The 26,617-nt window shown below is 62.8% G+C and carries 32 protein-coding genes; 16 read left to right on the forward strand and 16 right to left on the reverse strand.

What is annotated here, in order from left to right:
• A complete protein-coding gene (locus tag RPF88_RS12480) occupies positions 1-852 on the reverse strand; it encodes a hypothetical protein (RefSeq protein WP_013532387.1) in 852 nt (283 codons plus the stop codon).
• Positions 853-967: 115 nt separating this feature from the next.
• On the opposite strand from RPF88_RS12480, the gene RPF88_RS12485 reads away from it, so the two are divergent.
• The 4 genes from RPF88_RS12485 to RPF88_RS12500 all read left to right on the forward strand — a co-directional run bounded on the left by RPF88_RS12485 (position 968) and on the right by RPF88_RS12500 (position 4,542).
• Positions 968-1,765, forward strand: a complete 798-nt coding sequence (locus RPF88_RS12485) for a class I SAM-dependent methyltransferase (protein WP_013532388.1) — start codon at positions 968-970, stop codon at positions 1,763-1,765.
• Positions 1,766-1,929: 164 nt separating this feature from the next.
• A complete protein-coding gene (gene groES, locus RPF88_RS12490) occupies positions 1,930-2,226 on the forward strand; it encodes a co-chaperone GroES (RefSeq protein ID WP_006203049.1) in 297 nt (98 codons plus the stop codon).
• A gap of 62 nt (positions 2,227-2,288) precedes the next feature.
• The gene (gene groL, locus RPF88_RS12495; RefSeq protein ID WP_013532389.1) at positions 2,289-3,944 is read left to right on the forward strand and encodes a chaperonin GroEL; all 1,656 of its coding nucleotides are present in this window, start codon (positions 2,289-2,291) and stop codon (positions 3,942-3,944) included.
• A gap of 196 nt (positions 3,945-4,140) precedes the next feature.
• A complete protein-coding gene (locus tag RPF88_RS12500; protein WP_063167711.1) occupies positions 4,141-4,542 on the forward strand; it encodes a type II toxin-antitoxin system HicB family antitoxin in 402 nt (133 codons plus the stop codon).
• 87 nt (positions 4,543-4,629) lie between these two features.
• Here RPF88_RS12500 and RPF88_RS12505 read toward each other — a convergent pair whose 3' ends face one another.
• Entirely contained in the window at positions 4,630-5,265 is a 636-nt protein-coding gene (locus RPF88_RS12505; RefSeq protein WP_013532391.1) for a TetR/AcrR family transcriptional regulator, read from the reverse strand.
• 97 nt (positions 5,266-5,362) lie between these two features.
• On the opposite strand from RPF88_RS12505, the gene RPF88_RS12510 reads away from it, so the two are divergent.
• The 3 genes from RPF88_RS12510 to RPF88_RS12520 are packed head-to-tail and all read left to right on the forward strand — an operon-like array spanning position 5,363 to position 7,257.
• Positions 5,363-6,373, forward strand: a complete 1,011-nt coding sequence (locus RPF88_RS12510; protein ID WP_063167710.1) for a zinc-dependent alcohol dehydrogenase family protein — start codon at positions 5,363-5,365, stop codon at positions 6,371-6,373.
• A 34-nt stretch (positions 6,374-6,407) separates the two neighbouring features.
• Complete coding sequence (locus tag RPF88_RS12515) at positions 6,408-6,854, forward strand: OsmC family protein (protein ID WP_013532393.1); 447 nt, start codon at positions 6,408-6,410, stop codon at positions 6,852-6,854.
• Between the two features lie 16 nt (positions 6,855-6,870).
• Positions 6,871-7,257: a nuclear transport factor 2 family protein gene (locus RPF88_RS12520; protein WP_013532394.1), complete on the forward strand. Its 387-nt coding sequence runs from the start codon at positions 6,871-6,873 to the stop codon at positions 7,255-7,257.
• Positions 7,258-7,352: 95 nt separating this feature from the next.
• On the opposite strand, the gene RPF88_RS12525 is transcribed toward RPF88_RS12520, so the two are convergent.
• The 7 genes from RPF88_RS12525 to RPF88_RS12555 form a co-directional block, all read right to left on the reverse strand.
• Complete coding sequence (locus RPF88_RS12525) at positions 7,353-7,964, reverse strand: LysE family translocator (RefSeq protein WP_013532395.1); 612 nt, start codon at positions 7,962-7,964, stop codon at positions 7,353-7,355.
• An 81-nt stretch (positions 7,965-8,045) separates the two neighbouring features.
• The gene (locus tag RPF88_RS12530; RefSeq protein WP_032809400.1) at positions 8,046-8,366 is read right to left on the reverse strand and encodes a YkgJ family cysteine cluster protein; all 321 of its coding nucleotides are present in this window, start codon (positions 8,364-8,366) and stop codon (positions 8,046-8,048) included.
• Between the two features lie 55 nt (positions 8,367-8,421).
• Positions 8,422-8,589 (reverse strand): hypothetical protein, encoded by a 168-nt coding sequence (locus RPF88_RS12535; protein ID WP_013532397.1) that lies wholly within the window; start codon positions 8,587-8,589, stop codon positions 8,422-8,424.
• 1 nt (position 8,590) lies between these two features.
• Positions 8,591-8,998: a hypothetical protein gene (locus tag RPF88_RS12540; RefSeq protein ID WP_013532398.1), complete on the reverse strand. Its 408-nt coding sequence runs from the start codon at positions 8,996-8,998 to the stop codon at positions 8,591-8,593.
• Positions 8,998-9,225 (reverse strand): hypothetical protein, encoded by a 228-nt coding sequence (locus tag RPF88_RS12545; protein WP_013532399.1) that lies wholly within the window; start codon positions 9,223-9,225, stop codon positions 8,998-9,000. Before RPF88_RS12545 ends, RPF88_RS12540 begins: the two co-directional genes overlap by 1 nt.
• Before the next feature lie 359 nt (positions 9,226-9,584).
• Positions 9,585-9,794, reverse strand: a complete 210-nt coding sequence (locus tag RPF88_RS12550; protein ID WP_010915421.1) for a cold-shock protein — start codon at positions 9,792-9,794, stop codon at positions 9,585-9,587.
• Between the two features lie 427 nt (positions 9,795-10,221).
• Complete coding sequence (locus tag RPF88_RS12555) at positions 10,222-10,875, reverse strand: glutathione S-transferase family protein (protein ID WP_063167709.1); 654 nt, start codon at positions 10,873-10,875, stop codon at positions 10,222-10,224.
• A 198-nt stretch (positions 10,876-11,073) separates the two neighbouring features.
• Between RPF88_RS12555 and RPF88_RS12560 the strand changes: the two genes are divergently transcribed.
• A complete protein-coding gene (locus RPF88_RS12560) occupies positions 11,074-11,253 on the forward strand; it encodes a CsbD family protein (protein WP_013532401.1) in 180 nt (59 codons plus the stop codon).
• Between the two features lie 57 nt (positions 11,254-11,310).
• On the opposite strand, the gene RPF88_RS12565 is transcribed toward RPF88_RS12560, so the two are convergent.
• Positions 11,311-12,441, reverse strand: coding sequence for a metallophosphoesterase (locus tag RPF88_RS12565; RefSeq protein ID WP_063170195.1), 1,131 nt, complete (start codon positions 12,439-12,441; stop codon positions 11,311-11,313).
• 110 nt (positions 12,442-12,551) lie between these two features.
• On the opposite strand from RPF88_RS12565, the gene RPF88_RS12570 reads away from it, so the two are divergent.
• A complete protein-coding gene (locus RPF88_RS12570) occupies positions 12,552-13,145 on the forward strand; it encodes a hypothetical protein (protein ID WP_337122507.1) in 594 nt (197 codons plus the stop codon).
• 20 nt (positions 13,146-13,165) lie between these two features.
• On the opposite strand, the gene RPF88_RS12575 is transcribed toward RPF88_RS12570, so the two are convergent.
• Positions 13,166-13,792: a TetR/AcrR family transcriptional regulator gene (locus RPF88_RS12575; protein WP_164747190.1), complete on the reverse strand. Its 627-nt coding sequence runs from the start codon at positions 13,790-13,792 to the stop codon at positions 13,166-13,168.
• Between the two features lie 149 nt (positions 13,793-13,941).
• Between RPF88_RS12575 and RPF88_RS12580 the strand changes: the two genes are divergently transcribed.
• Positions 13,942-14,727 carry an NIPSNAP family protein gene (locus tag RPF88_RS12580; protein WP_013532405.1) on the forward strand — a complete coding sequence of 262 codons (786 nt, stop codon included), beginning with the start codon at positions 13,942-13,944 and terminating at the stop codon, positions 14,725-14,727.
• 82 nt (positions 14,728-14,809) lie between these two features.
• On the opposite strand, the gene RPF88_RS12585 is transcribed toward RPF88_RS12580, so the two are convergent.
• The gene (locus tag RPF88_RS12585; RefSeq protein WP_013532406.1) at positions 14,810-15,622 is read right to left on the reverse strand and encodes an alpha/beta fold hydrolase; all 813 of its coding nucleotides are present in this window, start codon (positions 15,620-15,622) and stop codon (positions 14,810-14,812) included.
• Between the two features lie 8 nt (positions 15,623-15,630).
• A complete protein-coding gene (gene choX, locus RPF88_RS12590; protein WP_013532407.1) occupies positions 15,631-16,569 on the reverse strand; it encodes a choline ABC transporter substrate-binding protein in 939 nt (312 codons plus the stop codon).
• A gap of 81 nt (positions 16,570-16,650) precedes the next feature.
• On the opposite strand from choX, the gene betI reads away from it, so the two are divergent.
• Both betI and RPF88_RS12600 read left to right on the forward strand, forming a co-directional pair.
• Positions 16,651-17,289 carry a choline-binding transcriptional repressor BetI gene (betI, locus tag RPF88_RS12595; RefSeq protein ID WP_013532408.1) on the forward strand — a complete coding sequence of 213 codons (639 nt, stop codon included), beginning with the start codon at positions 16,651-16,653 and terminating at the stop codon, positions 17,287-17,289.
• Positions 17,290-17,412: 123 nt separating this feature from the next.
• Positions 17,413-18,171, forward strand: coding sequence for an SDR family NAD(P)-dependent oxidoreductase (locus RPF88_RS12600; RefSeq protein ID WP_013532409.1), 759 nt, complete (start codon positions 17,413-17,415; stop codon positions 18,169-18,171).
• Here the strand turns inward: RPF88_RS12600 and RPF88_RS12605 are convergent.
• Complete coding sequence (locus RPF88_RS12605) at positions 18,156-19,154, reverse strand: LysR family transcriptional regulator (protein ID WP_013532410.1); 999 nt, start codon at positions 19,152-19,154, stop codon at positions 18,156-18,158. The genes RPF88_RS12600 and RPF88_RS12605 overlap by 16 nt on opposite strands.
• 106 nt (positions 19,155-19,260) lie before the next feature.
• Between RPF88_RS12605 and RPF88_RS12610 the strand changes: the two genes are divergently transcribed.
• The 4 genes from RPF88_RS12610 to RPF88_RS12625 all read left to right on the forward strand — a co-directional run bounded on the left by RPF88_RS12610 (position 19,261) and on the right by RPF88_RS12625 (position 22,513).
• Positions 19,261-19,740: a cupin domain-containing protein gene (locus RPF88_RS12610; RefSeq protein ID WP_013532411.1), complete on the forward strand. Its 480-nt coding sequence runs from the start codon at positions 19,261-19,263 to the stop codon at positions 19,738-19,740.
• Positions 19,741-19,898: 158 nt separating this feature from the next.
• Positions 19,899-21,296, forward strand: coding sequence for a class II fumarate hydratase (gene fumC, locus RPF88_RS12615; protein ID WP_013532412.1), 1,398 nt, complete (start codon positions 19,899-19,901; stop codon positions 21,294-21,296).
• Positions 21,297-21,531: 235 nt separating this feature from the next.
• Entirely contained in the window at positions 21,532-21,951 is a 420-nt protein-coding gene (locus tag RPF88_RS12620) for a DoxX family protein (protein ID WP_013532413.1), read from the forward strand.
• Positions 21,952-22,108: 157 nt separating this feature from the next.
• Positions 22,109-22,513 (forward strand): DoxX family protein, encoded by a 405-nt coding sequence (locus tag RPF88_RS12625; RefSeq protein WP_013532414.1) that lies wholly within the window; start codon positions 22,109-22,111, stop codon positions 22,511-22,513.
• A gap of 285 nt (positions 22,514-22,798) precedes the next feature.
• On the opposite strand, the gene ppx is transcribed toward RPF88_RS12625, so the two are convergent.
• The gene (ppx, locus tag RPF88_RS12630; RefSeq protein ID WP_337122508.1) at positions 22,799-24,334 is read right to left on the reverse strand and encodes an exopolyphosphatase; all 1,536 of its coding nucleotides are present in this window, start codon (positions 24,332-24,334) and stop codon (positions 22,799-22,801) included.
• Positions 24,334-26,535, reverse strand: coding sequence for an RNA degradosome polyphosphate kinase (locus RPF88_RS12635; RefSeq protein ID WP_013532416.1), 2,202 nt, complete (start codon positions 26,533-26,535; stop codon positions 24,334-24,336). The genes ppx and RPF88_RS12635 overlap by 1 nt, the downstream gene beginning before the upstream one ends.
• Positions 26,536-26,617: the final 82 nt, after the last annotated feature.

A 26,617-nucleotide genomic window follows, 5' to 3' on the forward strand; every position in this document is an offset into this window, starting at 1 on the left:
CTATTTCGCCCGATGGACGAGGCCTTCGAAGCCGTGTGTCAGATCCGAAGCGCCGGCCGCGAACATCTTGACGAGATTTTGCGGACGGCCGGGAGTCTTGTTCGCATCGAGGAGGATGGCCCTGCCCTCATGCATGACGAAATCGAATTTTCCATAGTCGAAGCCGAGTTCACGCCGGCGCTCACGCAGTTCGTCGGGCACCGGGACGGGCTCGCGCCGGATCGTCTCCGATGCCTTGACCAGGCCGTTCGGGGAGACGTAGCGGGTGCAGCGCTCTCGCTCTCCGCAAAACACCCAGAAACGAACAGCAAAACCGTCGGGTTCTCTCTCCGGAATGAACTTTTCCACGACGAGATCGTCGCAATCAAAGACGCCGTCTGGAACGTCGCCGAGAGATCTGTGGATCTCATAGGGGTGCAAGATTGGCAAATGCGGAAACGGCGGCTGTTTGCCCGCGCGCTCGGATCGCCGGTTGAGGAGCGTCTCCGGGATTCCCCGATTGTTGAGATTGCTTTTGACGATCACCTGACCTTGCCAGCTGTCGGTTTTGTCGATCAATGCACCACTGATCCGCCGTTTGGATATGTCGGCGGCGCCGATGTTGAGGCAGAATGCAAAACTCCGGGCATAGTCGACATAGTCCGTGGGCGTCACCGTGGCATCGACATGCAATACCGCCATATCGGCGCTGACCGGCTTCGACAGGCCTTGCTGAACCCGAACCGAATGGCCGCGCCTTTTCAATTCCGCAAGAATGTCGAACAGCATGTATGGGCTGCTCCTGCGCAGCAGAATATCGCGCCTGCCCAGGAACCTGTCATGCTCATGCGTTATCACGGCGATACGCGCCACTATCCACCTCCTGGACTGTCTGTAGATGCCTTGAAATGTCTTGGCTTGTCCAACGACCTCTATTAAGCCCCGGTGATATCCAAAATCCAGGCGTGCAGGGGGCCAATGGAATTGCATGACAAATCATTGGGACGATTACCACCGCCATTGGAAACTTCTGGAAGCGCCGCTCCGGCCGACAGCGGAAACCGTCGCTATATTCGATCGCGAACTTGATCTCGGAAATGCCGATGTCCTTCTCTTGGGGGTTACCCCGGAATTGGCAGTTCTGGGCAAGTCGATGTTGGCGGTCGACCAGTCGGCGGCCATGATTTCCGGCGTATGGGCTGGCGACGACGGCTCGCGACGGGCAATCGCCGGCAACTGGCTTAACCTGCCCGTGGACCGCGCAAGCATCGACGCCGTCATCGGCGACGGATGCCTGTCGGCGGTCGCTTCCCAGGCGGCGCGCAGTTCGTTGTTTGGCGAGGTCGCCAGGGTGCTGAAGCCTGGCAGGCGCGCAGCGATCCGCGTCTTCGCACGACCGGAAACGGCGGACGATCTGTGCGGCATCGAAGCTCTGGTTCTGGCCGGCGGGATCGAGAATTTCCACGCGCTCAAATGGCGGATTGCGATGGCGTGTACGACCGACGACCGCGATTTTACCATCAAGGTGGCAACGATCCGCGATGCATTCGGCAGACTGTTTCCGGACCGCGAAGCTCTTGCCGCGCGAACAGGATGGAGCATGAGCTCGATCAACACGATCGACGTCTATGCAGGCTCGGACATAAGCTACAGCTTCGCGACGCTGGCCACGCTGACCAACGAGGCAGCCAACTGGTTCGGCGACGTGCGCGTCGTGCCGAGCGGAAGCTATCCGCTGGCGGAACGGTGCCCGCTTCTGGTGCTCGGTTCGGCCAGGCACCGGTAAGTTCATCATCATGCGCCAAGAGGCGCTCCGAGCGCCTTGACTCCGGCGCGCCGCCAGCCTATTTCAGCGCCACGTTAGCACTCGCCTTTGGTGAGTGCTAACCACATGTCCGGCGCCGCCGGATGGAGGAACTGTTTCTCACCGTTCTCATCGAGGAAGAAAAAATGGCAAAGTCGAAGTTCCGCCCGCTTCATGACCGCGTGGTCGTTCGCCGGGTCGAATCCGAATCCAAGACCGCTGGCGGGATCATCATCCCCGACACGGCAAAGGAAAAGCCGCAGGAAGGCGAGATCATCGCTGTCGGCTCCGGCGCTCGTGACGAAGCTGGCAAGCTGGTCCCGCTGGACGTCAAGGCCGGCGACCGCATCCTGTTCGGCAAGTGGTCGGGCACCGAAGTCAAGCTCAATGGCGAAGACCTTCTGATCATGAAGGAATCCGACATCATGGGCATCATCGGCTGATATCAGGCCTTTCCGTCAACTGAATTCCCGGGCTCGATCAAAGCCCCTGCCAGGAGCTAAAAATGGCTGCCAAAGACGTAAAATTCTCCCGTGATGCCCGCGAGCGCATGCTGCGCGGCGTCAACATCCTCGCCGACGCGGTGAAGGTCACGCTCGGCCCCAAGGGCCGCAACGTCGTCATCGACAAGTCGTTCGGCGCCCCGCGCATCACCAAGGACGGCGTCACCGTCGCCAAGGAAATCGAGCTTGAAGACAAGTTCGAGAACATGGGCGCGCAGATGGTCCGCGAAGTTGCTTCGAAGACCAACGACATCGCCGGCGACGGCACCACGACCGCGACCGTTCTGGCGCAGTCGATCGTCCAGGAAGGCCACAAGGCCGTTGCCGCCGGCATGAACCCGATGGACCTGAAGCGCGGCATCGATCTGGCCGTGACCGAAGTCGTCTCGGCGCTCGGCAAGGCTGCCAAGAAGATCAAGACCTCCGAGGAAGTTGCCCAGGTCGGCACGATCTCGGCCAATGGCGACGAGTCGGTCGGCAAGATGATCGCGGAAGCGATGCAGAAGGTCGGCAACGAAGGCGTCATCACGGTTGAAGAAGCCAAGACCGCCGAGACCGAACTCGAAGTCGTCGAAGGCATGCAGTTCGACCGCGGCTATCTCTCGCCCTACTTCGTCACCAACGCCGACAAGATGGTTGCCGAGCTCGAGGACGTCTACATCCTCCTGCACGAGAAGAAGCTGTCCAACCTCCAGGCCATGCTGCCGGTTCTCGAAGCCGTCGTGCAGACCTCGAAGCCGCTGCTCATCATCTCGGAAGACGTCGAAGGCGAGGCTCTGGCCACGCTGGTCGTCAACAAGCTGCGTGGCGGCCTGAAGATCGCTGCCGTCAAGGCGCCGGGCTTCGGTGATCGCCGCAAGGCCATGCTGGAAGACATCGCCATCCTCACCGGTGGCCAGGTCATCTCGGAAGACCTCGGCATCAAGCTCGAGAACGTCGGCCTCAACATGCTCGGCCGCGCCAAGAAGGTGTCGATCTCCAAGGAGAACACCACCATCGTCGACGGCGCCGGCAAGAAGGCCGAGATCCAGGGCCGCGTTGCCCAGATCAAGCAGCAGATCGAAGAGACCACTTCGGACTACGACAAGGAGAAGCTGCAGGAACGTCTGGCGAAGCTCGCCGGCGGCGTTGCGGTGATCCGCGTCGGCGGTGCGACGGAAGTCGAAGTCAAGGAAAAGAAGGACCGCGTCGATGACGCCCTCAACGCGACCCGCGCGGCCGTGGAAGAAGGCATCGTTGCTGGTGGTGGCGTCGCGCTGCTGCGCGCTTCGGCCAACATCAAGGCCACCGGCGTCAACGCCGACCAGGCCGCCGGCATCAACATCGTTCGTCGTGCGCTGCAGGCTCCGGCCCGCCAGATCGCGGCCAACGCCGGTGCGGAAGCATCGATCGTTGCCGGCAAGATCCTTGAGAACAAGGGCGCGACCTTCGGCTACAACGCCCAGACCGGCGACTATGGCGACATGATCGCCATGGGTATCGTCGATCCGGTCAAGGTCGTTCGCACCGCTCTCCAGGACGCGGCCTCGGTCGCCGGCCTGCTGGTCACCACCGAAGCCATGATCGCGGAGGCTCCGAAGAAGGAGTCGGCTGGCGGCGGCATGCCTGGCGGCATGGGCGGCGGCGGCATGGGCGGCATGGGCGGCATGGATTTCTAATCCAGCCAACCTGGCTAAGCTTACGGAAAGGGCGGCAGCGATGCCGCCCTTTTTCGTTCTTTTAGGACGCGTCAGAACGGGTGTTGGCTGTCGTCTACAGGTCGCGTTACAATTCCACATCCGCGTAAGGGATATACCGACAGGAACCGTTCGCTTTGTTGAAGCAGGCGGGCCTCCTGAACCAAAAGTGAGAAGCTTGCGTTACATTGCCTTCATCCACAAAGACCCGGACAGCATCTACGGTGTGAGCTTCCCCGACATGCCTGGCTGCATCTCGGCCGGAGTTACGATCGACGAAGCCGTACGCAACGGCGTAGAGGCGCTGTCGGGCCATGTCCGGATGCTGGAAGGGGATGGCGATCCAGTTCCGCCGCCGCGCGACTTCGATGCCATCATGAGCGATCCCGAACTGGCGGAGGATCGCGACGGCGCCATGACGACTGTCATTCCGTTGATCCGTGATCGCGGATCAACGACGCGGATCAACGTATCTTCCGATCTGGGCCTGCTCGAAGCTATCGATGCGACGGCGCGTGAACGTGGACAGACACGCTCGGCCTTCCTTGCTTCAGCTGCTCGCAAAGACATTGTGGATTAGCTGCGCAAAAAGCCCACTGCCTTCGGCTGCATGGCTGGAATACGCTGGGTCTTTGCCGCGTTGACCACATCAGGCGCGGTCGCAACGTTAGGTCCCCGGTGAGGATATCCCGACCGCGGAAATCGCCGCGTCGCGATTGCGGCCTGCTCCATCAAGCACCGCGGCTTCGATCAACGCCGCCACCTCATCGGCCACGGCCTGTACCGGGGCGCGGTCGCTTGTGGCGCGGGCGATCACCATCAGCCCTTCCAGTGACGATTCGACCAGCAGTGCCAATGCATGCGCGCGGCGCGCGGGCACCCCTGCCCTGACGAAGGCGTCCCGCAGCAGGCCTATCCACTGTTCGAAGGCCGAGCGGCACAACTCCGCCAGTTCCGGCACGTCGGTGGGCGAGTCCAGCACGACAGGCGCGATCGGACAGCCGAGTGAAAACTGGTTGTCTTCCAGCATGCGCCCCACCGACTGGTAGATATGATGGACGGCTACCGCCGGATCCTTTTCGGCGGCCAGCGCTTCGCCCAGCCTCTCCGTCACGTCGGCAACGCTGGCGCGCGTCACCTCGATGACCAATTGGTCCTTGCCGCCGGGAAAATGAAAATACAGCGAGCCCCGCGGTGCGCCGCTGGCGCTCAATATGTCGTTGAGCGAGGTGCCGTGATAGCCGCGCTGCCTGAGCAGCAGCCCAGTCGTCTCGAGTATGCGGGTGCGGGTGTCGTTGGCCATGTCAACCTCTGTCAGGAGAGATCATTATAGGCCTTGCGCAAAATATGACAATCGGTCTACATAATATGTAGATCAGTCTATATATTTGAGGTTCGAAATGCGCAGCTATCGCCTTGAAGGGACCGGCGGAATCGAAAGCCTGGTGCTGCGGGACGAGGCGCGACCGGAGCCGGGAGCGCACGAGATCGTGGTGCGCATTCGCGCCACCTCGCTCAACCGGCGCGACACGATGATCCTCAACGGCGCCTATCCGCTGACGCCGCGCCAGGGCGTCGTGCCGCTGAGCGACGGGGCTGGTGAGATTGTAGCCGTCGGCGCTGCCGTCACCCGCTTTGCCGTCGGCGACCGTGTCACCGGCAGCTATTTCGCGCGCTGGATCGACGGCCGCATCCATGCCGGGCTCGTCGACCAGCTCGGCTGCACGCTGGACGGCATGCTGGCGGAATATGCGGTTCTCGACGAACAATGGGCGGTGCGGCTGCCCGATCATCTCGACTGGCAAGAGGCCGCAACGCTGACCTGCGCCGGCCTGACCGCCTGGAATGCGGTGACGGGCGCCGGAATTCCGAAGCCCGGCCAATGGGTTCTGGTCATCGGCTCGGGCGGCGTCTCCCTCTTTGCATTGCAGTTCGGCAAGCTGCTCGGCTGCCATGTCGCCGCCGTCACCTCGCGCGGCGAGAAAGCCGACAGGCTGCGGGCGCTGGGCGCCGACCTGGTGATTTCGACATCGGATATGCCGCAATGGGGCGCGGCCGTCCGCGACCAGACCGGCGGCATCGATCTCGTCGTCGAGACCGGTGGCCCGGCGACCTTCACGCAGTCGCTGATCGCCAGCACGCTTTACGGGCACATCGTGCTCTTGACGCTGCAGGATGCGAAAGGCGGATCGATCCAGCTGCCGGCGGCACTCTACCAGCGCAGCCTCGCCACCATCAGCCGCCTGTTCGTCGGCAGCCGGACCAATCTCGAAGCCATGCTGCGCGCCGTCTCGCAGCACCGCCTGCGGCCCGTCATCGACAAGGTCTTCGCCTTTACCGAGGCCGGCGATGCCTATCGCTATTTCCAGCAGGGCGACGTCTTCGGGAAGGTGATCATCGACGGCGCCTGACCCATCGAGTCCTCAAACCCAAGGGAGAACGACCATGACAATTCGTGAAGCCTCGGCCAAATGGCAAGGGACGTTGAAGGAAGGTTCGGGCCGGTTGCGGCTCGGCAGCGGCGTCTTCGAAGGCGCCTATTCCTTCCCGTCGCGTTTCGAGAACGGGCCGGGCACCAACCCGGAAGAACTGATCGCCGCGGCGCATGCAGGCTGCTTCTCGATGGCGCTGAGCGCCATACTGGGCAACGCCAATTATGTCCCGACAAGCATCAGCACCGTCGCCAAGGTGCATCTTGGCGCAACCGCTGCCGGTCCGACGATCACCCGCATCGAACTCGAAACCGAGGCAGAGGTCGCGGGACTTGCCGAAGATGAATTCGAGCGCCTTACACAGTCCGCCAAGGCGGGCTGCCTCGTCTCGCGGGCCCTTGGCGGCGTGTCTCAGATCACCCTCAAGGCAACGCTCGTCGAAGCCACCAAAGGTCAATGAAGCCAGGAGAAAGAAGATGACACAGGAGATTGTCATGGACGCAAACGCGTACGATCTGTCCCAGAAGACCGCCGAGATCATGCGGCGCTACAACGACGTATTCCAACGCCATGATCCTTCGGCACTCGCCGAGCTGGTGGCCGAGGATTGCGTGATCGAGAACACCGTGCCGGCGCCGGACGGCGCTCGCCATGCCGGCAAGGAAGCGTGCGTCGGGCTTTGGACGGCGATCGCGACCCAGGCCGGCACGCGCTTCGATATCGAGGAAACCTTCGTTGCCGGTGACCGGGCAACGATCCGCTGGCGCTATTTCATGACCGACGGCAATTCGCTGCGCGGCGTCAACCTCATGCGTGTGGCCGATGGGCGGATCGTCGAAGCGATGGGCTATGTGAAGGGGTAGCGCGCCCCGAGCAATGCCCCGAAAGCGCATAACCGCTTTTCGCCCGGAATAGCGCAACAAAGGAGAGCGGATCAGCGAGACTGAACCGCTCCCCGCTACCGATCGGCCAGCGCCAGCTTTGCGCCGAGCATGACGAAGGCGCCGGCGAAGGTCCGGCGCATCCAGGTCAACACCATTGGCCGCGAGACGACATGGCTGCGGATCGAGGCTGCGAAGATGCCGTAGCCGACGAAAACCACGAACGTCAAAAGCATGAAGACGGAACTCAGTTCCAGCATTTTCGACAGCGCATTGGGCTCGGTGGTGCTGACGAACTGCGGCAGGAAGGCGAAGAAGAAGATCGACAGTTTCGGATTGAGCACGTTGACGAGGATACCGGTGGCAATCACCTTGCCGGCCGAGCGCGGCGTCACATCCTGCTCGACGCTGAGGCCGCCCTTTTCCTTCAGCGTGTTCCAGGCCATGTAGAGCAGGTAGGCGACGCCGAGATATTTCAGCGTCTCGAAGGCGAGCGCACTGGTGTGCAGCAGCGCCGCCAGGCCAGTGATGGCGGCGGCCATGTGCGGGATGATGCCGAGCGTGCAGCCGAAGGCGGCGATGACGCTGGCCCGCGCACCGCGCGAGAGGCCGGCGCTCAGCGTGTAGAGAACGCCGGTGCCGGGCGAAGCCACGACAATCAGGGACGTCAACAGAAATTCGATGCTCACGATGGTTCCTCCGCCACCCTACCAAGCCAGGAAGGTACCGGGCTGCGGGTCGGCGCACAAGCGGAGGCGACGGGAGATTGGCTACACCGGTAATCCGAGCGCCTGGCGTGCCATCAGACACTCCTCGTCGCCGGGCATGCAGGCGCGACAGACGTCCGGCCGCACGTCGTAGATGCCGCAAGCGGTCGACTTGCCGATCTCGCCGGACAGCGCCGAGCAGCGCACGCCCTCGCAACGCATGCCTGACAGGTCGGATGCGACATATTTTTCCGGGATACGGTCGAGCTGTGCGTCATCCTCGGTGGAAAAGCGCGGCCACTCGGCCGAATAGGAACAGCAGGCACCGCAGCTTTGGCAATCGAAGGTGCCCTGTTGCGACGACAAAACGCTTGCGGCGGCCACCAGGGCGGACAGCCCTGGCGCGGCGGGGTTGTGATCGGCGTCTTGCGGCAAGGCGCTATTTCTTCTTGGCCGTCTTGCCCTTCGGCGAATCCGCCGGCGACTTGAACAGGTCGGTCGCGGCCTCGGTGGCGTCGCCGGCTTTCGGCGCGGCAACCGGCTTCGCCGGTTTTGCCGCAGCACCCGAGGCTGCCGGCTGATCCTTGGAGGAGAATTTTATGGCCATGTCAGTCCTCGTCGGCGAAGCGCGATGATGGGGCGCGCGGATTGCGCAGGCGGCCGATCAGCGCCGAAACGGCCGTGATGTTCATTTCCTCGGGCGACCAGTTTTTCACCGCCTCGATGTGATGGGCTGCCAGCTCGCGATGCGTGCTGCCGCTGTAGGCGGCGTCCTGATACGTCACCCGCTCATGGGTCTTGGCGTCTTCGCGGACATACTCGATCAGGTAGTTCGGGCATTCGGCGCGGCCGCGCACGCCGACGCGAACCTGGGCATCACCGTGGGCACGCTTGCAGCGCTCGAGCTTTTCCAGCACACGCCGGACGAATTCGACCGGCTTGTCGAGGCCTTCGACCATATCGGCAATGGTTGCGTCGGCGGCGATCGGTGTTGGCGGTACGCGTTTGGTGGCCATCAGCGTCGTCCGGCCCGCTTCGGCAAAGCGGCTAGCGCGGCGGCGGCGGCCATCTCGTCGGCCTCCTTCTCCAGGCGCAATTCGCGCAGACGCGCGGTCTTGGCTTCGCGTGCCTCACTGACGGCGTCGCGCTCGGAATTGATGCGGTTGAGCGACATCGACTGGGTTTGCGTCTTGCTGAACAGGGACACGGCCTGATCGACGGTTGTCTTTGAACTGGTGGTCAAATCTTTCTCCTGTCAGGAGCCTGTGCCGATGGAGCGAGACCGGGTCTTCGGTCAGGATCACGCACAAAGCAATACGCGCGGCGAATTCAAATTGCTGGAGCGTCCCTTAGCACGTCCAGGCCGGCGCGCAGCGCACTTTCGGCGGCAAGGCGCGGAAAATGAAAAAGGCCAGGCACCGCCTGACCTTCCATGAGAGCGTCGCGCAACCAGATGACATCCAAAAGGATGCACCGCACGGGAACGCCCTGCTTATGCACATGATATGCCGTGGAAACTCAGGTCTCCGCGGCCATGCGCCCGAATTCGCCACTCACCGGTGCCAGTACATCCGTGGTCACCGGGAGAGCAGAATTCGTTTTTCAGGCCGCCTTCAACTGGTCGGCGGACATCTTGCCCGACTTGTTGTCGCGGACCATCTCGTAGCCGAGCTTCTGGCCCTCGACGATGTCACGCATGCCGGCGCGCTCTACGGCCGAGATGTGGACAAAAACGTCGGCCGAGCCGTCGTCAGGCTGAATAAAACCAAAACCTTTGGTGGCGTTGAACCATTTAACTGTGCCGGTGCTCATGACGAACCCTTTCCATGGCAAATATTCGTTCGACGCCATGCGGATGCACAACGTCGTTTGTCCCGATTTTTGATGTGGGAAGTTCGTCAAAGGCGCGCTCGAAAGCGCGGATAACAAAAGTCAGTCAAACAAATATCGACGATTTGCTTGTAGGCTTCTTTTGGCGCGCTGTCAAATTTGCATAAAGCCACAGATGCGGATTTCTCCCAAAACGCCAGGCCAAACCAGCTGGCATGACGGCAAACCGGGCGCCAAACAGCGCGCTTGCGCCAAGTTGAAAAAATTTTCTGGCATCCAGGAACCATCCGCGCAAAGGCGCATTTATGCCTTGTCGTCAGCAGTTCGTGAGAGCAATCGAAAGAACGGTTGATGGCAAAGACGCCCCCCGCACGATAAAAGGTGCGAGGGGCGTTTTCGTTGGATCCGGCTATTCGTCCGGGCCGGGTTCCGGCCACCTCTCCTTGGCCGCCTCGGCATACCAGTGCCGCATCGCCGGCGTTGCCAGCACGGCGTCGAGATAGGCGCGCGTATCCGGCGCCAGCGTGCCGCCATAGGTGTCGAAACGGGTGACGACAGGCGCATACATGGCGTCGGCCGCGGTGAAATGGCCAAACAGGAACGGGCCGCCCCTGCCGTATTTTTCCCGGCACTCGCGCCACAGCGCCTCGATACGGGCGCGTTGCGCCTCGCCCTCGGCGTCGAGCGGCTTGTGGCCCTTCGGCCGGCGCAAATTCATCGGCCAGCCATAGCGGACCTCGCGAAAGCCGGAATGCATCTCGCTCGCGGCCGAACGCGCCAGCGCGCGGGCGTCGATATCGGCCGGCCAGAGCTTTTTCTCGGGAAACAGGTCGGCGAGATATTCAAGGATAGCAAGGGTTTCCCAGACGATCTTGCCATTGTGATTCAGCACCGGCACCTGACCGGTCGGCGACACTTTCGCCAGATTGGCAAAGGTTTCAGGTGTGCGCAGCCGCACGAAACCTTCCTCGAACGGGATCTCCAGATGCCTCATCGCCAGCCATGGCCGCAACGACCATGAGGAGAAACACTTGTTGCCGATGTAGAGCGTGAATTCAGCCATTTTTCTCCCCGCATGCACGGCCATCCAAATTCCATGGTCGACGCGTGTTCGCAGCCTAGCCCACCAGCCTTGCCCCAGGGCGGCGGCCGCGCGACCTGATCTGCCGTCCGGGCGACGCCTGGAACCTAACCGACGCCGGCTCGTTAGCTACCGCAAATGAATTCCTCCGAATTCAGAACCCCAGGAGATGCGCAAAAAATGGTGAACAAGGATCAGGTTGCGGGCGTGGCCAAGCAGGTCAAGGGCTCGGTCAAGGAAGCCGCGGGCAAGGCAACCGGCAACAGGCAGACCCAGGCCGAAGGCACGGGAGACCGGACCGCCGGTAAGGCGCAGAAGGCCTATGGCGACGTCAAGGACAAGGTCAAGAAGGCGCTCTGATCCGACATCGGCAAACGCGCTTTATCGAGGGAAAGGCGGTCGCGAAGGCCGCCTTTTTCAGGTGCTCCAACCCTTGCTGAAAGCATTGGTGAAGGCGACCTCGCCGTGATCGCCGGTCGCCTCGCCCAGCACCACGTCCATGCCGTCGCTGGTCACCCTGGCCAGCGCGAAACCGCCCATATAGGCAGCCTTCGGCTTGAACAGGTCGATCCCGTCCCTGCGATAGATCAGCGGCGTTTCGTGCTGGTGGCCATGGAAAATGCCGACGATATTGTAGCCCTTCAGCGCCGCCAGCAACGCCTGCCGGTCGGCCTCGCTCCACCAATGCGGCGCACCACTGCCGTCATCATCGAAGTGCCGCTTGGCGGCATCCCAACGTTCCACCGAGAAGGTGTCCCAGCCATAATGCTGGAACAGGATGACCGGACGGCCGTCCGCCGCATAGGTCGCCAGATCCTGCTTCAGCCATGGCAGGCTGCTCTCGGCGCCGTGGCCGGTATCGCCGGCGAAACGATGCGTCTGGATCAGATGCAGGCCGCCCCAGTCCCAGGAGTAGCAGTCGGTGTCGACATCATAGTCGGTGGCCGGCACCGGCGGCTTGAAGAACACGCCGGCGCGATGGTTGACCTCGACATAGTCGCGCAGTTCGCGCCGATACCAGTCGACATGGTGCGGCGGGCCGTTCTGGTCGAGATCATGGTTGCCGAGCCCGATATAAACCGGCATGTGCACGCGATCGGGACCGACGCCCTGGCTGTAGCGTTGGCTGAACTGGAGCAGTTGGGTGCCCTCGCTCGGCTGCGTGATCTGGCCGCCGCCATCGTCGGTGATGTCGCCGCCGACGACAAGGCCGAGCGGCGTGCCTATCCTGCCGGCCGAACGCAGGCCGGTGGCGACGCCATTGATCTCAGTTGGCCAGTCCTTGTCGCCAAGCGCATTCAGCGCCGCCACGTTGCGCAGCAGCGCGGCGTCGGTCTTGCCTTCCTGCAGGCAGTTGGGGCTCAAGCCGCTCGCCATGCGGCAGGCATGGACATCGGCGATGAACAGGAAAGTGGCGTCGATCGACTGGACGCGTTGCCCGGTCTGGCTGAAGGCCGGGCGCGACAAGGCGCCGGCCGCGGCAAATCCTGCAGCCTGCGCCAGGAAGTTGCGTCGGGAAAGCGATGCAGTCGAACGGCGATTCATCATACGCTGATTCAGCATGGACAGCGGCCGGTCGTCCAGCGCCTCTGCGCCATCATCGACATGATGCCACGGGTCTGGCATGTCTCGCTTGCGCAAGCGGAGGAGGACGAAAAATGAAAGCCGCACCTATCTGCATGATCCTGGCCGCGATGTTGTGCGCGAGCACTGCGCATGCGGCCGGTTGCGTCGACGTCAAGTCCGCCAGAAAGGGTTTCGTTCTGGCGAGGCCCGGCATCCAGAGCGAATTTCGGCCCGTGGCCGGCGGGATGATGTCGGTTGCCAACACCTACGAATCGCAATCGCCGCAAACCCAGTATCTGTTTGCCGGCCTGATCGAGGTGTTTCGCGACAGCGACACCGGTCGCCTGGCGATGATCCCGCTTTCCGATCTGCGAAAGCTGTTTCCGCTGAAGGCGGGGACAAAGGCCGCGATGGAGTTCGTCGAGCTGTCGCCGAACAAGCCGCCGAAGGGCACCAAGACGCTGAGCCTGGTCGTCAAGGGCAAGGAGACATTCAGCCTGGGCGAGTGCAAATACAATGTCCTGGCGGTCAAGGAGACCTTCAAGAACGGTGCCGGCGAGACGCTGGATTCATTTACCGCCCTCTATGCGCCAGATCTGCAAGCCGCGCTCGCGCGGCGCTACGATGAAGGCACCAGTTCGGAATCCGTCAACGGCTACGAGACGATCAAGCCGCTGGCCGAGTAGCTGAACCAGAGCACGGCGAGTCAAGGGGTTCCCGGCCGTGGCAGTATCCTGTTGCGTCGCCTGGCCGCCAATGCGCCCTGCGATGGCGACGGCGCGCTTCGCTCAAGTCCCGCCAGACAATCCCGCAGCACACCGGCATCCTGCGTGGCCTTGGCCATCGACATCGCTCCGGAATAGGCGGCGACCGTCAGCGCGGCGAAGCGTTCGGGGTCCGTGCCCTCGTCCTTGCCCACCTGCTGGTCGGCATGCAGCTTGTCGGCAATCGCGCGCCGCCACCCGGCAAATATCCCGGCAAGGGCAATGCGGAAATCCGGGTCGGCAAGCGACAGTTCGTGCGCCAGATTGTTGAGCGGACAGCCGCGCACGAAACCCTGCTGCTCCAGTTGCGCCGCCACGGCCTCGAACACCGCGCGCACGCCTTCGCGGGCCGACGCCGCCGCCAGCACCGGCGCGATCCATGTCTCTTCGACCGCTGCCGCCACACGCTCGTCGATCACCGCCAGCGCGAGCGCCTTCTTGGTCGGGAAATGGTGATGCAGCGCACCGCCGCTGACACCCGCCGCCGCCATCAGGTCGCCGATGCTGGAGGCGTGATAGCCGCGCGCCTGGAACGCGTCCTCGGCGACATCGAGCACTTTCTTGCGCATGCCTTCAGGGTCGTTGATGCGTTTTCCCGGGCGCGGTTTTGGTTGAGCGATCATCTCTGCTGACATTGCCGGACATTAGCATATTGACAAAACAGGACAACCGGTCTGTTTTACAAACAGGACAATCACCCTGTTTTGGAGAATGCCGGATGAACCTGCCCCAGAACGTCGCGCCGAAACCCTCGGCGCTCGCCTCGCCTGTCGTCGAGTTGCGGCAATACACGCTGAAGCCAGGCCAACGCGACACGCTCATCGACATCTTCGACAGCAGGCTGATCGAGGGCCAGGAGGCCGCCGGCATGACCATCATCGGCCAGTTCCGGGATCTCGATCGGCCTGACATGTTCGTCTGGATGCGCGGCTTCGACAGCATGGATGCGCGGAAAAATGCTCTTGCCGCTTTCTATGGCGGGCCGGTCTGGGCGGCGCACCGCGATGCGGCCAACGCGACGATGATCGATTCCGACGATGTGCTGCTGCTCAAGCCGGCGTGGCCGGGCGCCGGCTTCGACCTTGCGGGGGCGCAGCGGCCAAGCCTGGCCGGCGACGAAAAGCCCATTCGAAACAGGCCGCTGACCGGCATCGTTGTCATCGAGATTCATCATTTGCAGCCCGGCACGGAGGCAGATTTCACCACCCGCTTCGAGATTGAGACGGCGTGCCTGATGACGGCCGACGCACGCCTGCTCGCCGCGTTCGTGACCGAGCCTGCCGAAAACAATTTTCCGCGCCTGCCGGTACGGGCTGACGAAAACGTCTTCATCAGCGTCATGGGTTTTGCCAGCACAGAAGCGCATGCCCGCCACAAGGCCGCGCTTGCCGCCTCGCCGGCATGGCAGGATTTTTGGCGGGCCGCGCAACCCGGCTTGACCAAACCCACGGAGACCTTGCGGCTGTCGCCGACATCGCAATCACTGGTCGGGATCTATTCCTAAAGCGCGTCGACGCGCTTAGGAATAGATCCTTTTTTGTGCATTTCGTTCTCCCAAAACCGGGGCCACTTTTGGGCGACATGCATCAGACTTCAAATGCCTCGACGATGGTCTTGGCGACAAGGGCCGGGTCTTCCCAATGCGGGTTGTGGCCACAGCGCTCGGCCCGGACGAAGACGGCTCCGGCAAGAGCGGATTGCAACGCCTGCTGGTGCGCCTCGCCGAACAGCGGGTCGCAGGCGCCGGCGATGATCAGCGTCCGGGCCTGCACGGCCCGCGCCGCATCGCTCAGATCGGCGCTGCGGATTTCCTCGAGAATCGCGCGCCAGCGCGGCGCCGGCAATGCCGACGCGTCTCTCGCCAAGCCGGCGAGAAAGGCTGGAGGCACGTCGGGACTGCAGGCATGCCACCAGGCGTAGAACGGATCGGCCGGCGATATCGGGTCGCGCAGCGCCTCGACGCCCGCGACCAGCGGATGATCCGGCGCGAAATCGGGCTTTAGCGTGCCGGCCAGCACCACCAGCCCGCCAATCAGCTCCCTGTGTCGCCCTGCCAATGCGATGGCCACCATGGCGCCCAGCGAATGGCCGACGACGAGCGGCCGGTCGAGCCGCAAGCGTAGGATCAGCCCGGCAATATCGTCGGCGAAATCGGCTATGCCGCAGCCTTTGCCGGCCTGCGAGGCGCCGTGGCCGCGCAGATCCGGCATGATCAGACGGCGGCCGGCCAGATAGGGCGCCAGAAGCGAAAAGCTGCGGCTGGTGTCGGTGAAGCCGTGCACCGACAGCAGTGCCGGCTCGGCGCCTGTTATCTCGACATAGGCGATGTCGAGATTGCCGACAGTGACGAACTGCTTGCGGCCGGCCCAGCCGTCCTGGTTCGCGCAGGCATTCAGCACCGCCGCCCTCACAGGCCGAGCTTTTCCTTGACCGCGGCAAGGCCGGGTTGGCCGTCGAAGGTGGTGACACCGGCGAGCCAGGCATCGAGACGGCTCTTGTTGGCCGTGATTGCCTTCAGCGCGCCGTCCTCCGGCTTCATGCCGTCATTGATCAGATAACCCATGCCGACATTCTCGAAATCGATGTCGAAGGCGAGGTTTTTCAAGAACTGTGCGACGTTCGGGCATTGCTGCAGATAGCCCTTGCGCACCTGCGTCGTCACCGTCGCGGCGCCGAAATTCGGGCCGAAGAACTTGTCGCCGCCGGTCAGATATTTGAAGTCGTACATCATGTTCATCGGGTGCGGCGCCCAGCCCTGGAAGACGATGAACTGCTTCTCCTTGATCTCGTAGCCGACCTCGGAAAGCATGCCGGCTTCGCTCGATTCGACCACCTGCCAGCCGTCCAGGCCAAAGGCGGGATCGGCGATAGCGTCCATCATCAACTGGTTTGAACCGGGCTCGATGCCGTACATTTTCTTGCCGAATTTGTCGGCGAATTTGTGCAGGTCGGAAATGTCCTTGACGCCGGCTTCCCAGACATAGGTCGGCACGGCGAATGTGTATTTGGCGCCTACGAGATTGACGCGCACATTCTCGACCGAGCCGTCCTTCTTGTAGGGCTCGTAATAGGTGACCATGGCCGGGTCCCAGTAGCCCAGGAACAGGTCGAGGTCCCTGTTTTTCATGCCCTCGTAGATGACGTTGATGCCGAGCACCTGGCTTTGCGGCTGATAGCCAAGCGCCTCCAACAGGACATTTGCGACTCCTGTGGTGAAGGCAAGGTCGTTCCAGCCGGGTTCGGCCATGCGGACCGTCTTGCACTCTTCGGCCTCGGCCGCCTGGGCCGCATGAGTGGCCAACATGAGGCCGGCAAGGCAGACGCCATTTGCAAGGATGCGCAACATTTCGGTTCTCCTCGTCCGTAAAATTGACCAATTGGTCTTTTTATTGTCCCATGGGTCAATTCTTGATCTGAACGGACGAAGATGTCAACGTGGATTCGAAATGCATGGACCGATCCCGTGAAACTCAAGCGTCTCAGTGAGATCCGCCGCAAGGAATTGCGGCAGGCGGCCTTCGCGGTGCTGGAGCGCGAGGGCATTGCCGGCGCGACACTGGAAAAGGTGGCGGCGCAGGCCGGTGCCTCCAAGGGCATCGTGCTGCACTATTTCCGCAACAAGCAGGAATTGTTCGAGCACGCGATGCGTGAGGCAAACGCCGTCCTGTGCCAGGCGGTGATCGCGCGGCTTCGCCGGGCGCAGACTCCGATGGAGCGCATGGATGCGGTGATCGAGGGCAATTTCGAGGAGCATCTGTTCCAGCCGCCTCTCTGCCATGCCTGGCTGTCGCTCTGCGCCGAGGTGCCGCGCGACGAGAAGATGGCTCGTATCCAGAGGGTGATCCATGCGCGCATGCGCTCGAACCTGTTGTCGGGCCTGCGCGGCCTCGCCTCGCCCGGAGATGCCGACGACATCGCGCTTGGCGTCACCGCGCTGATCGACGGGCTTTGGTTGCGGCTCGGCCTGCAGCCGGGCAGCGTGTCGCGCGAACAGGCTGTCCGCCAGGTCAAGAATTATGTCGCGGGACGGCTGGCTTTGGGGGAGCTTGCGACCGCCGGCGCTTAAACCAGCCTCGGCCGGCCTGCCGGGTGGCGGCGGTCGAAGTTCATACCGTGGGATTGGCTGACGGCTTGACCTTGGCCGCCACTATACGGTGCTCTCGACGACGCAGAAATCTCGGAGCATCCGATGAGACTTCACAAAAAGCGCGCGCTGGTTACCGGCGGGTCGGACGGTATCGGCCTGGCGATCGCCGAGGCCTTTTCGCGCGAGGGCGCCGACGTCCTGATCGTCGGCCGTGACACCAAAAAGCTCGACACTGCCGCCAAGCAGCTCGGCGGCACTATCGAGACGCTGTCGGCCGATCTTGCCACCTCGGCCGGCATCGCGGCCGTCGGCGAGCACGTCAAAGAATCCGGCAGGCCGCTCGACATTCTCGTCAACAATGCCGGGGTGGCTTTCCTGGTGCCGTTCGAGACCGTCAGCGAGGCGCAGTTCCAGCAATCCTTCGCGCTCAATGTGACGGCGGTGTTCTTCCTCACCCAGGGTCTGCTGCCGCATCTGGCGGCCGGCGCGTCGGTGATCAACGTCTCGTCCTATTTCGCCAACAAGATGATCCCGAAGCGGCCGTCGAGCCTCTATTCCCTGTCAAAGGGCGCGTTGAACTCGCTGACCAAATCGCTGGCCTTCGAACTCGGCCCGCGCGGCATCCGCGTCAACGCCATCGCGCCGGGCACTGTCGACACCGCCATGCGACGCAAGACCGTCGACAATTTGCCGGCCGAGGCAAAGGCCGAGCTGAAAGCCTATGTCGAGCGCAGCTATCCGCTTGGCAGAATCGGCCGCCCCGACGATCTGGCGGGCATCGCAGTGTACCTCGCTAGCGACGAGGCGGCCTGGACCAGCGGCGGGGTCTTCTCCGTCGACGGTGGTTATACTGCGGGCTGATCCGTCCGGGCGCCACGCCAAGCGCCGACATTTTCTGCGACGCCACTTTCTACAAATCCAAGTACGCCTACCGCCTCCAGGACCTGATCGCGAACCCAGCGATGGGGTGGCTCGTCGTCGTGGCGCGCGTGCCAGTACATCCTGATTTCCGGAACAGCAATGGGAAGCGGTGGTTCAAAGATGACGAGCGGCAGGGTCTCGGCCGCCCAAACCGCGAACTGCCTGGGCACCGCCGACAGGTGGTTTCCATTTGCCACGGCTAATGCGACAGCCTGAAAGTGCGGCAGGGTCAGGCTTACACGGCGCGTTCGCCCGATCTTGCGGAGCGCCTCGTCGGTGGAGCCCGACATCGAGCCGTCGATAGAACGAAGAATATGGGGCAGTTCGCAGAAGAGGTCGATCGGCAGAGTCTTGCCTTCCATGATTCCCGCCTGCCTGATCGCAGCGTTGTCGTGCGCGGCGATGATGGCGAATGGTGAATGGAACAGAGGCGTGCTTGAGACCCAGTCGGAGACCTCCAGCGGACGCTCGAGCGCTACGTCGATTTCATCCTCCTGGAGCAGCCGCGAGACATCGCCGCGCGCGCTATCGAGAAACCTTAGCGACGCGCGCGGCGCGGCGCCAGCGATGCGTGCCGCCAGCGCTGGCATCAGCATCATGGAAAAGAAATCCGCCCCCATGAACGTGAAGGTTCGCTCCAGTTCCGCCGGATCGAACGCCTTGGCCGAATGGAAGACGCGTTCGATCTCGCGAAGCGCCACGCGCAACGGCTCGGCCATGCTCTCGGCGCGCGGTGTCGGCATCATGTCATTGCCCCGTCGCACGAACAGCTGGTCGTTGAGGAGATGTCGCAAGCGATTGAGCGCAGCGCTGACGGCAGGCTGGCTGAGGCCGATCTGCTCGCCGGCACGCGTAACGCTTCTCTCCCGCAGAAGGGCGTCGAACACCTTGATGAGATTGAGGTCGAGCGCGTTCAAATTCATCGCATCAATTCGCCCCATACGATCATTCGATTTCCGTTGTCGGCGTATCCCTGGCTAGATCGTCATCGGCCCAGCAGGCACAGGCAACAGAAGGATCAGACACGCCATGACAATGACCCCCGGCACGATCACAGGCAAGGAACTCTTCTGGTTCAACAACACGCTCGTCGCGATCCACGTCTCGTCGATAGCAGGAGAGGACGGCACCTGCGTCGTCGAGCATCACATGCCCTATGGCGACTCGCCACCGCTGCATGCGCATCGCAGGGAAGACGAAGTGTTTCACATCCTGGAGGGGAGATTGCGCTTTCAGATCGACGGCCACGAACGCATTGCGGACGCCGGCGAAACCGTCATCGCACCGAAAGGCCTGCCGCACACCTACCGGGTCGAATCCCCGGAAGGTGCGCGCACCCTCACCATCACGCGCGGTTCGGATTTTGAGACGATGCTGCGTCAGGCGAGCCGTCCCGCCGAACAGCCCGAACTGCCGCCGCTGATGGAACCAACACCGGAAATCATCGCGGCACTGGTGCAGCTTTGCGCAAAAAACGGCATCGACATTGTCGGTCCGCCGCTGGGGTGAGAGGCCGAAACTGCGCAGTCCTTCCCTTCTCCCCTTTGTGGGAGAAGGAGAGACGCGCCGCGCCTTCAACCGATTTGCATCCTCGCCGCCCGCATTCTCCGCTTGAAGCCGTTTGTGCAACGCGATACGCCGTTGCCGACTTCGACAAGGAGAGACCCGTGACCGCTGCAAAGACCAGAACCGAAACCGACACGTTCGGTCCCATCGAAGTCGCCGCCGACCGGTATTGGGGCGCGCAGGCGCAGCGTTCGCTCGGCAATTTCAAGATCGGCTGGGAAAAGCAGCCGGCGTCGATCGTGCGCGCATTGGGCATCGTCAAGCGGGCGGCGGCCGAAGCCAACATGGAGCTCAAGCGGCTCGATCCGGCGATCGGCAAGACGATTGTCGAGGCAGCGCAAGAGGTCATCGACGGCAAGCTCGATGAGCATTTCCCGCTGGTGGTCTGGCAGACCGGTTCGGGCACCCAGTCCAACATGAACGCCAATGAGGTGATCTCCAACCGGGCGATTGAGATGCTGGGCGGTGTCATGGGCTCCAAGAAGCCGGTGCATCCCAACGATCACGTCAATATGAGCCAATCGTCGAACGACACCTATCCGACAGCCATGCACATCGCCTGCGCCGAACGCATCGTGCACGATCTGTTGCCGGCACTGAAGCACCTGCACAAGGCACTCGCCGCCAAGAGCAGAGAGTTCAATCACATCATCAAGATCGGCCGCACGCACACGCAGGATGCCACCCCCCTTACGCTTGGCCAGGAATTTTCGGGCTATGCCGCGCAGGTCGCTTCGTCGATCAAGCGCATCGAGCTGACGTTGCCCGGCTTGCAGGAACTGGCGCAGGGCGGCACCGCCGTCGGCACCGGCCTCAACGCGCCGGTCGGCTTCGCCGAAAGGGTCGCGGATCGCATCGCCTCCATCACCGGCATCGCCTTCGTCACCGCGCCGAACAAGTTCGAGGCGCTGGCGGCCCATGATTCCATGGTGTTTTCGCACGGCGCCATCAACGCGGCGGCCGCCGCGCTATTCAAGATCGCCAACGACATCCGCTTCCTCGGCTCAGGCCCGCGCTCGGGCCTCGGCGAACTGTCGCTGCCGGAAAACGAACCGGGCTCGTCGATCATGCCGGGCAAGGTCAACCCGACCCAGTGCGAGGCGCTGACGCAGGTCTGCGTACAGGTGTTCGGCAACAATGCGGCGCTCACCTTCGCCGGCAGCCAGGGTCATTTCGAGCTCAATGTCTACAATCCGCTGATGGCCTACAACTTCCTGCAGTCGGTGAAGTTGCTCTGCGACGCCTCGGTCTCCTTCACCGACAATTGCGTCGTCGGCATCGAGGCCCGCGAAGACAACATCAAGGCGGCACTCGACCGCTCGCTGATGCTGGTGACGGCGCTGGCGCCGACCATCGGCTACGACAATGCCGCCAAGATCGCCAAGACCGCGCACAAGAAGGGCACCACTTTGCGCGAGGAAGCGCTCGCCACCGGGCTGGTCAGCGAAGCCGATTACGACCGGCTGGTGCGGCCGGAGGATATGACGCATCCGGGGTAGGCAATTCCAGGAAAAGTGTCTGCGGTTTTCGGTCCGGAATTGCGTCAACCAAAAGCCCGGTATTTCGTGAGGGGAGAATTTACTCCCGTCACGACCTCACCCGAAGCGAATTTTGCGCAGGCCGCCCGATCACGGAAACGTAAGTACTGTGAACAATGTGTCGCCAGTCTGGTGGCTTTGGTGAACAGTCGGTTTGCTCTATCTCCCCGGCATCAACCCATCCCGGAGAGCCACCATGTCCACCAACATTTCAGTCGCCGGTTCCGGCGCATCCAATGCCTCGACCACCATCCTCCTCGGCCGCGTCCTGCTCGCGGTCATCTTCCTGCTTTCAGGTTTCGGCAAGCTCACCGCCATTAGCGGAACAGCGGGCTATTTCGGCAGCCTCGGCCTGCCCTTGCCGACCGTAACGGCCACCGTCGTCGGCCTGATCGAGCTTCTCGGCGGCCTCGCCATCCTCGTCGGCTTCAAGACCCGGATTGTCGCCTGGGTGCTGGCGGTCTTCACGGTCGCTACCGGTTTGGTCGCCCATACCGGTTGGGCCGACCAGATGCAGATGATCCAGTTTCTCAAGAACCTCGCCATTGCGGGCGGCTTCCTCGTGCTGGCTTCCTCGGGCGCCGGTGCCTATTCGATCGACGCCAAGCGCGGCTGAGCCAAGACCCGGCAATAGCCGAACAAGAAAGCGGCGCGGAATTTTCCGCGCCGCTTTTTCGTTGTTGGTGCATGACCGCCGATCTGTCGGCCGGAGTTTCTGATAGGATCGGGGCTATCGGGACGAGGCCGGCCGGCGGCCGACAACGGAGGTGAACATGCCCCGCAACGCGCTGCTCCTGCTCTCCCGGCTGCTGCTCGCCGCCCTGTTCGTGCCTTCCGGTTTCCATGCATTGAGCGACATCGCCGGCACCACAGGCTATTTCGCCGGCCTCGGCCTGCCGCTGCCGACACTTGCTGCCTGGGGCACGGGACTGTTCGAACTGATCGCCGGGCTGCTCATCCTGGTCGGTTTCCAGACCCGGATCATAGCGCTTCTGCTCGCTGCCTTCTGTATCGTCGCCGGCTTCATCGGCCATTATGGCCAGGGCGGCGGCGACGCGATGCTCGCCTTCCTGCACCAGCAGATGCTGATGAAGGACATTGCGATATCAGGTGGGTTTGTAGCGCTGGCGATGGCCGGCGCCGGCGCATGGTCGATCGACGGGCGCGGCGCGGTTTGATATTTTTGCGTAGATGGGCCCGAGCTGATCGACCCCACTCCGTCTCGGCTTCGTCGAGTCACCTCTCCCCTGATCGACGGGGTAGAGGAAGGCCGCGAGCCTATTGCCGCCAACGCTCTTCCAACGAGGCTCCCTTCCTTTCCCTCCGGAGGGGGGAAAGGTGGCGCTGCAAAGCAGCGACGGATTGGGGGAAGCCGGTCATCAAAGGCGAAGCCGCCGGCGAAGTACGACCGGCAGGTCTCCGCTTAAGTCAGATAAGACACGGGTCTGCTAGCAGCTAGCGCCTTATTTCACTGACATGCTGGGGCCACCCTCGACGGCCAGCACCAGCCGGCGGTTGGTGATCCTGGCCAGCTGCGCCAGGCGCCCGGCCGGCCGCTCGCCATAGAGATCGGCCAGCGATGCCGGCAAGACCAGCGCCAGCATGCCGTTGGCGCGCTGTTCCCATTTCAGCCTGGGCATGATGCCGGGCATCGACGCCGTCAGCAGGTAGACGACGCGCATCATCGCGGCGAGGACGCGGGCGCGCTCCAGATAACGCGGCGATGCCAGAGCCTTGATCTCGGGGGCGATGGCTTCGTTGAAGATGCCGTCGTGACGATAGGCGTTGGCCATCGCCAGGAAAGCACGGCCAGGATGGTCGACGCCGAAGAAGGACGCGTGCGCAATGATGTTGAGCGATTGCTTGCCGCGGTATTCGGGATGCGCGCGCCAGCCGATGTCCGCCAGCAATGCGGCCGCGTGGCGGTAGCGCGCCTCGTCCTCGGTCTCGTCGATGCCGAAGGCGGCAAAGGTCTTGGCGGTCCAGTCGACAAGTTCATGCGCATGGGTGACGGAGCGCGAGCGCAGGCGGGCGAGTTCCTCCGAGGCCGAAATCAGCGGATCGGCCTTCCGCTCGGCCTCGTCGAGCAGCGAATAGAGAAAGCCTTCGCGCACGCCAAGCGCCGAGACGATGATCTTCGACGGCTGCATCGCCGCCATGATCTCCTGCAGCACGATGGCGCCATAGGGCAGCAGCGAACGGCGGTTCTTCGAAACGCCTTCGATGCCCTTGACCTTCTCGATCTCGGCCTTGGCCACCTGCTTGAGGAAGTTCGCCGCGCTTTCGGCCGATATCTCGTAATGGTGCATGACGCCAAGCGGATAGTTGGTCATTTCCATGTGCAGCCGGGCAAGATTTCGCCAGGTGCCGCCGACGGCGTAGAAGGGCCTGCCCTGCCCGCCTTTCAACAGCTTGGCCTTCGCCAGTTCGTCACGCGCGATCCTGGCCGCCTGGGTCAGCGAGTTCTTCGCCATGTCCTGCAGGCGCAGGCCGCCCAGCGGCAGCGTGATGCCGTCGCCGATCGCCTCGCCGCTGACATCGACCAGTTCGAGGCTGCCGCCGCCCAGATCGCCGGCGATGCCATCGGCCGGATGGAAACCGGAAATGACGCCGAGCGCGGAATAGTACGCTTCCTGACGACCGCTGATCACTCGGATCTCGGTCTTCAGCACATCCTCGGCGCGGTGGATGAAATCGGGGCCGTTGACCGCCTCGCGGGCCGCCGCGGTCGCCAGCACATACATCTGCTCGGCGCCCGCCTGGTCGGAAAGCGCACGAAAGCGGCGGAACTCTTCCATCGAGCGCGTTACCGCCTCGGGGTCGAGCTTGCCCGTCGAAACGATGCCGCGGCCGAGACCGGCCAGCATCTTTTCGTTGAACAGCATGGTCGGCGAGCGCGCCAGCCCCTCATAGACGACGAGACGGATCGAGTTCGATCCGATGTCGATGATGGACAGCGGTCGGCGGTCCTGCAGCCGGCCCTGAGAATCAGACAGCATCAGCCGGACGCTGCAGCGTTCTTCTTGCGGCGCTTGAACTGCGCGATGCGCTTGGGCGCATGCGACTTCAGCGCGTCACCCCGTCCCGACAGGCTCGGATTGGTCATGAAATATTCCTGCGCGTTGAACGGTTCCTCGCCCTCCTCCAGCACGACGCGCCGGGAGGTTCCATCAGCCAATACGTCGAAACTTTGCTGATTGTCCATAATGTTGCCCAGCATGATCTGGCCAAGGATCTGTTCATGCACAGTTGGATTGGTGATCGGCACCATGGTTTCGACGCGGCGGTCGAGATTGCGCGGCATCAGGTCGGCCGAGGAGATGTAGACGATCGCCTCGTCCGACGGCAGGCCGAAACCATTGCCGAAACAATAGATGCGGCTGTGCTCGAGAAAACGGCCGACGATCGATTTTACGCGGATGTTTTCCGACAGGCCCGGAACCTGCGGCCGCAGGCAGCAGATGCCGCGCACGACAAGGTCGATCTCGACGCCGGCGCGGCTGGCATCGTAGAGCGCGTCGATGATGATCGGATCGACGAGGGCGTTCATCTTCATCCAGATGCGCGCCGGTTTGCCTTGCACCGCGTAGGCAATCTCGTCGGCAATGTGCTTCAGGATGCGGCTTCTCAGCGTGAACGGCGAGATCGCCAACCGCATTTCGTCCGTCGGCTCGGCATAGCCGGTGATGAAATTGAACAGCTGGGCGACATCGCGGGCAATCGTCGGATCTGTGGTGAAGAAGGACAGGTCGGTGTAGATGCGTGCGGTGACCGGATGGTAGTTGCCGGTGCCGAGGTGCACGTAATTGCGCAGCTTGCCGTCCTCGCGCCGCACCACCAGCGACATTTTCGCATGTGTCTTCAGTTCGAGAAATCCGAACACCACCTGCACGCCGGCCCGCTCCAGGTCGCGCGCCCAGCGGATGTTGGCTTCCTCGTCGAAACGCGCCTTGAGCTCGACCAGCGCGGTGACCGACTTGCCGGCCTCGGCCGCGTCGACCAGCGCGCGCACGATCGGGCTGTCGTTGGAGGTGCGGTAAAGCGTCTGCTTGATCGCCACCACCTCCGGATCGGCCATTGCCTGGCGCAGGAACTGCACCACCACATCGAAGGATTCGTAAGGGTGATGGACGACGATGTCCTTCTCGCGGATGGCGGCGAAACAATCGCCGCCATGCTCGCGGATGCGCTCGGGAAAACGCGGATTGTAGGGCGTGAATTTCAGGTCGTCGCGGGGAACGGCGACGATCTCGGAAATCTGGCTGAGCGCCAATGGACCGGTCAAGACGCTGATGCGGCTGGACGACACGCCAAGCTCGCCGGCGACGAAATCGCGCAATTCGCCAGGCATCAGCCTGTCGAATTCGATGCGGATCACCGATCCGCGCCGACGCCGCTTCAGCGCCGTTTCGAACAGGCGCACGAGGTCCTCGGACTCCTCCTCGACCTCGATATCGCTGTCACGGATGATGCGGAACGTGCCGGAGCCCTTGACCTCGTAGCCGGGGAAGAGCTTGCCGATATAGAGGCCGACAGCCTCTTCCAGCGGGATGAAGCGGACATGATGCTTGCGGTCCGGCAGACGGATGAAGCGCTTCAGCGCCACCGGCAGGCGCAGCAGCGCGCTCATCTCCTCGCCATTCTTGCGATGGCGCAATTGCAGCGCCATCGAGAAGCCGAGATTGGGGATGAACGGGAACGGATGCGCCGGGTCGATCGACAGCGGGGTCAGCACCGGGAAAACCTGTTCCTGGAAATGGTCTTCCAGCCAGATTTTCTCGTCCTTGGTCAGCGCATCGCGGGTGATGCTCTCGATGCCTTCCTTGTTGAGCAGCACGGTGAGCGCCGAAAGGCTCTTCTGCTGGTCTTCCTGCAGCCGCTCGACCTCACGCAGCAGCTGTTCGAGCTGCTGTTCGGGGGTGCGGCCGTCGGGGCTCTTCAGCGTGATGCCCTCGCGCACCTGGCCGGCAAGACCGGCGACTCGGACCATGAAGAACTCGTCGAGATTGGCGGCCGAGATCGACAGGAAGCGGACGCGCTCCAGCAGCGGATGATTGAGGTTCAGCGACTCCTCGAGAACGCGCCGGTTGAACTGCAGCCAGGAAAACTCGCGGTTGACAAACCGGTCCGGGTTGCCGCCTTCCGGGCGAGCCACCTCGACATCCACGAATTCGTTCTGCACCGGCTTCAGTTCGTTCATGATTCCCGCTCTTCCACACCCGCTCAAGCCGGCTAGCCAGTCACTCTAGCGACCCATGGTCCCTCCCGGAAACCGAAATCGG

The organism is Mesorhizobium sp. ISC11 (assembly GCF_037162595.1).
GTDB lineage: Bacteria > Pseudomonadota > Alphaproteobacteria > Rhizobiales > Rhizobiaceae > Mesorhizobium > Mesorhizobium ciceri.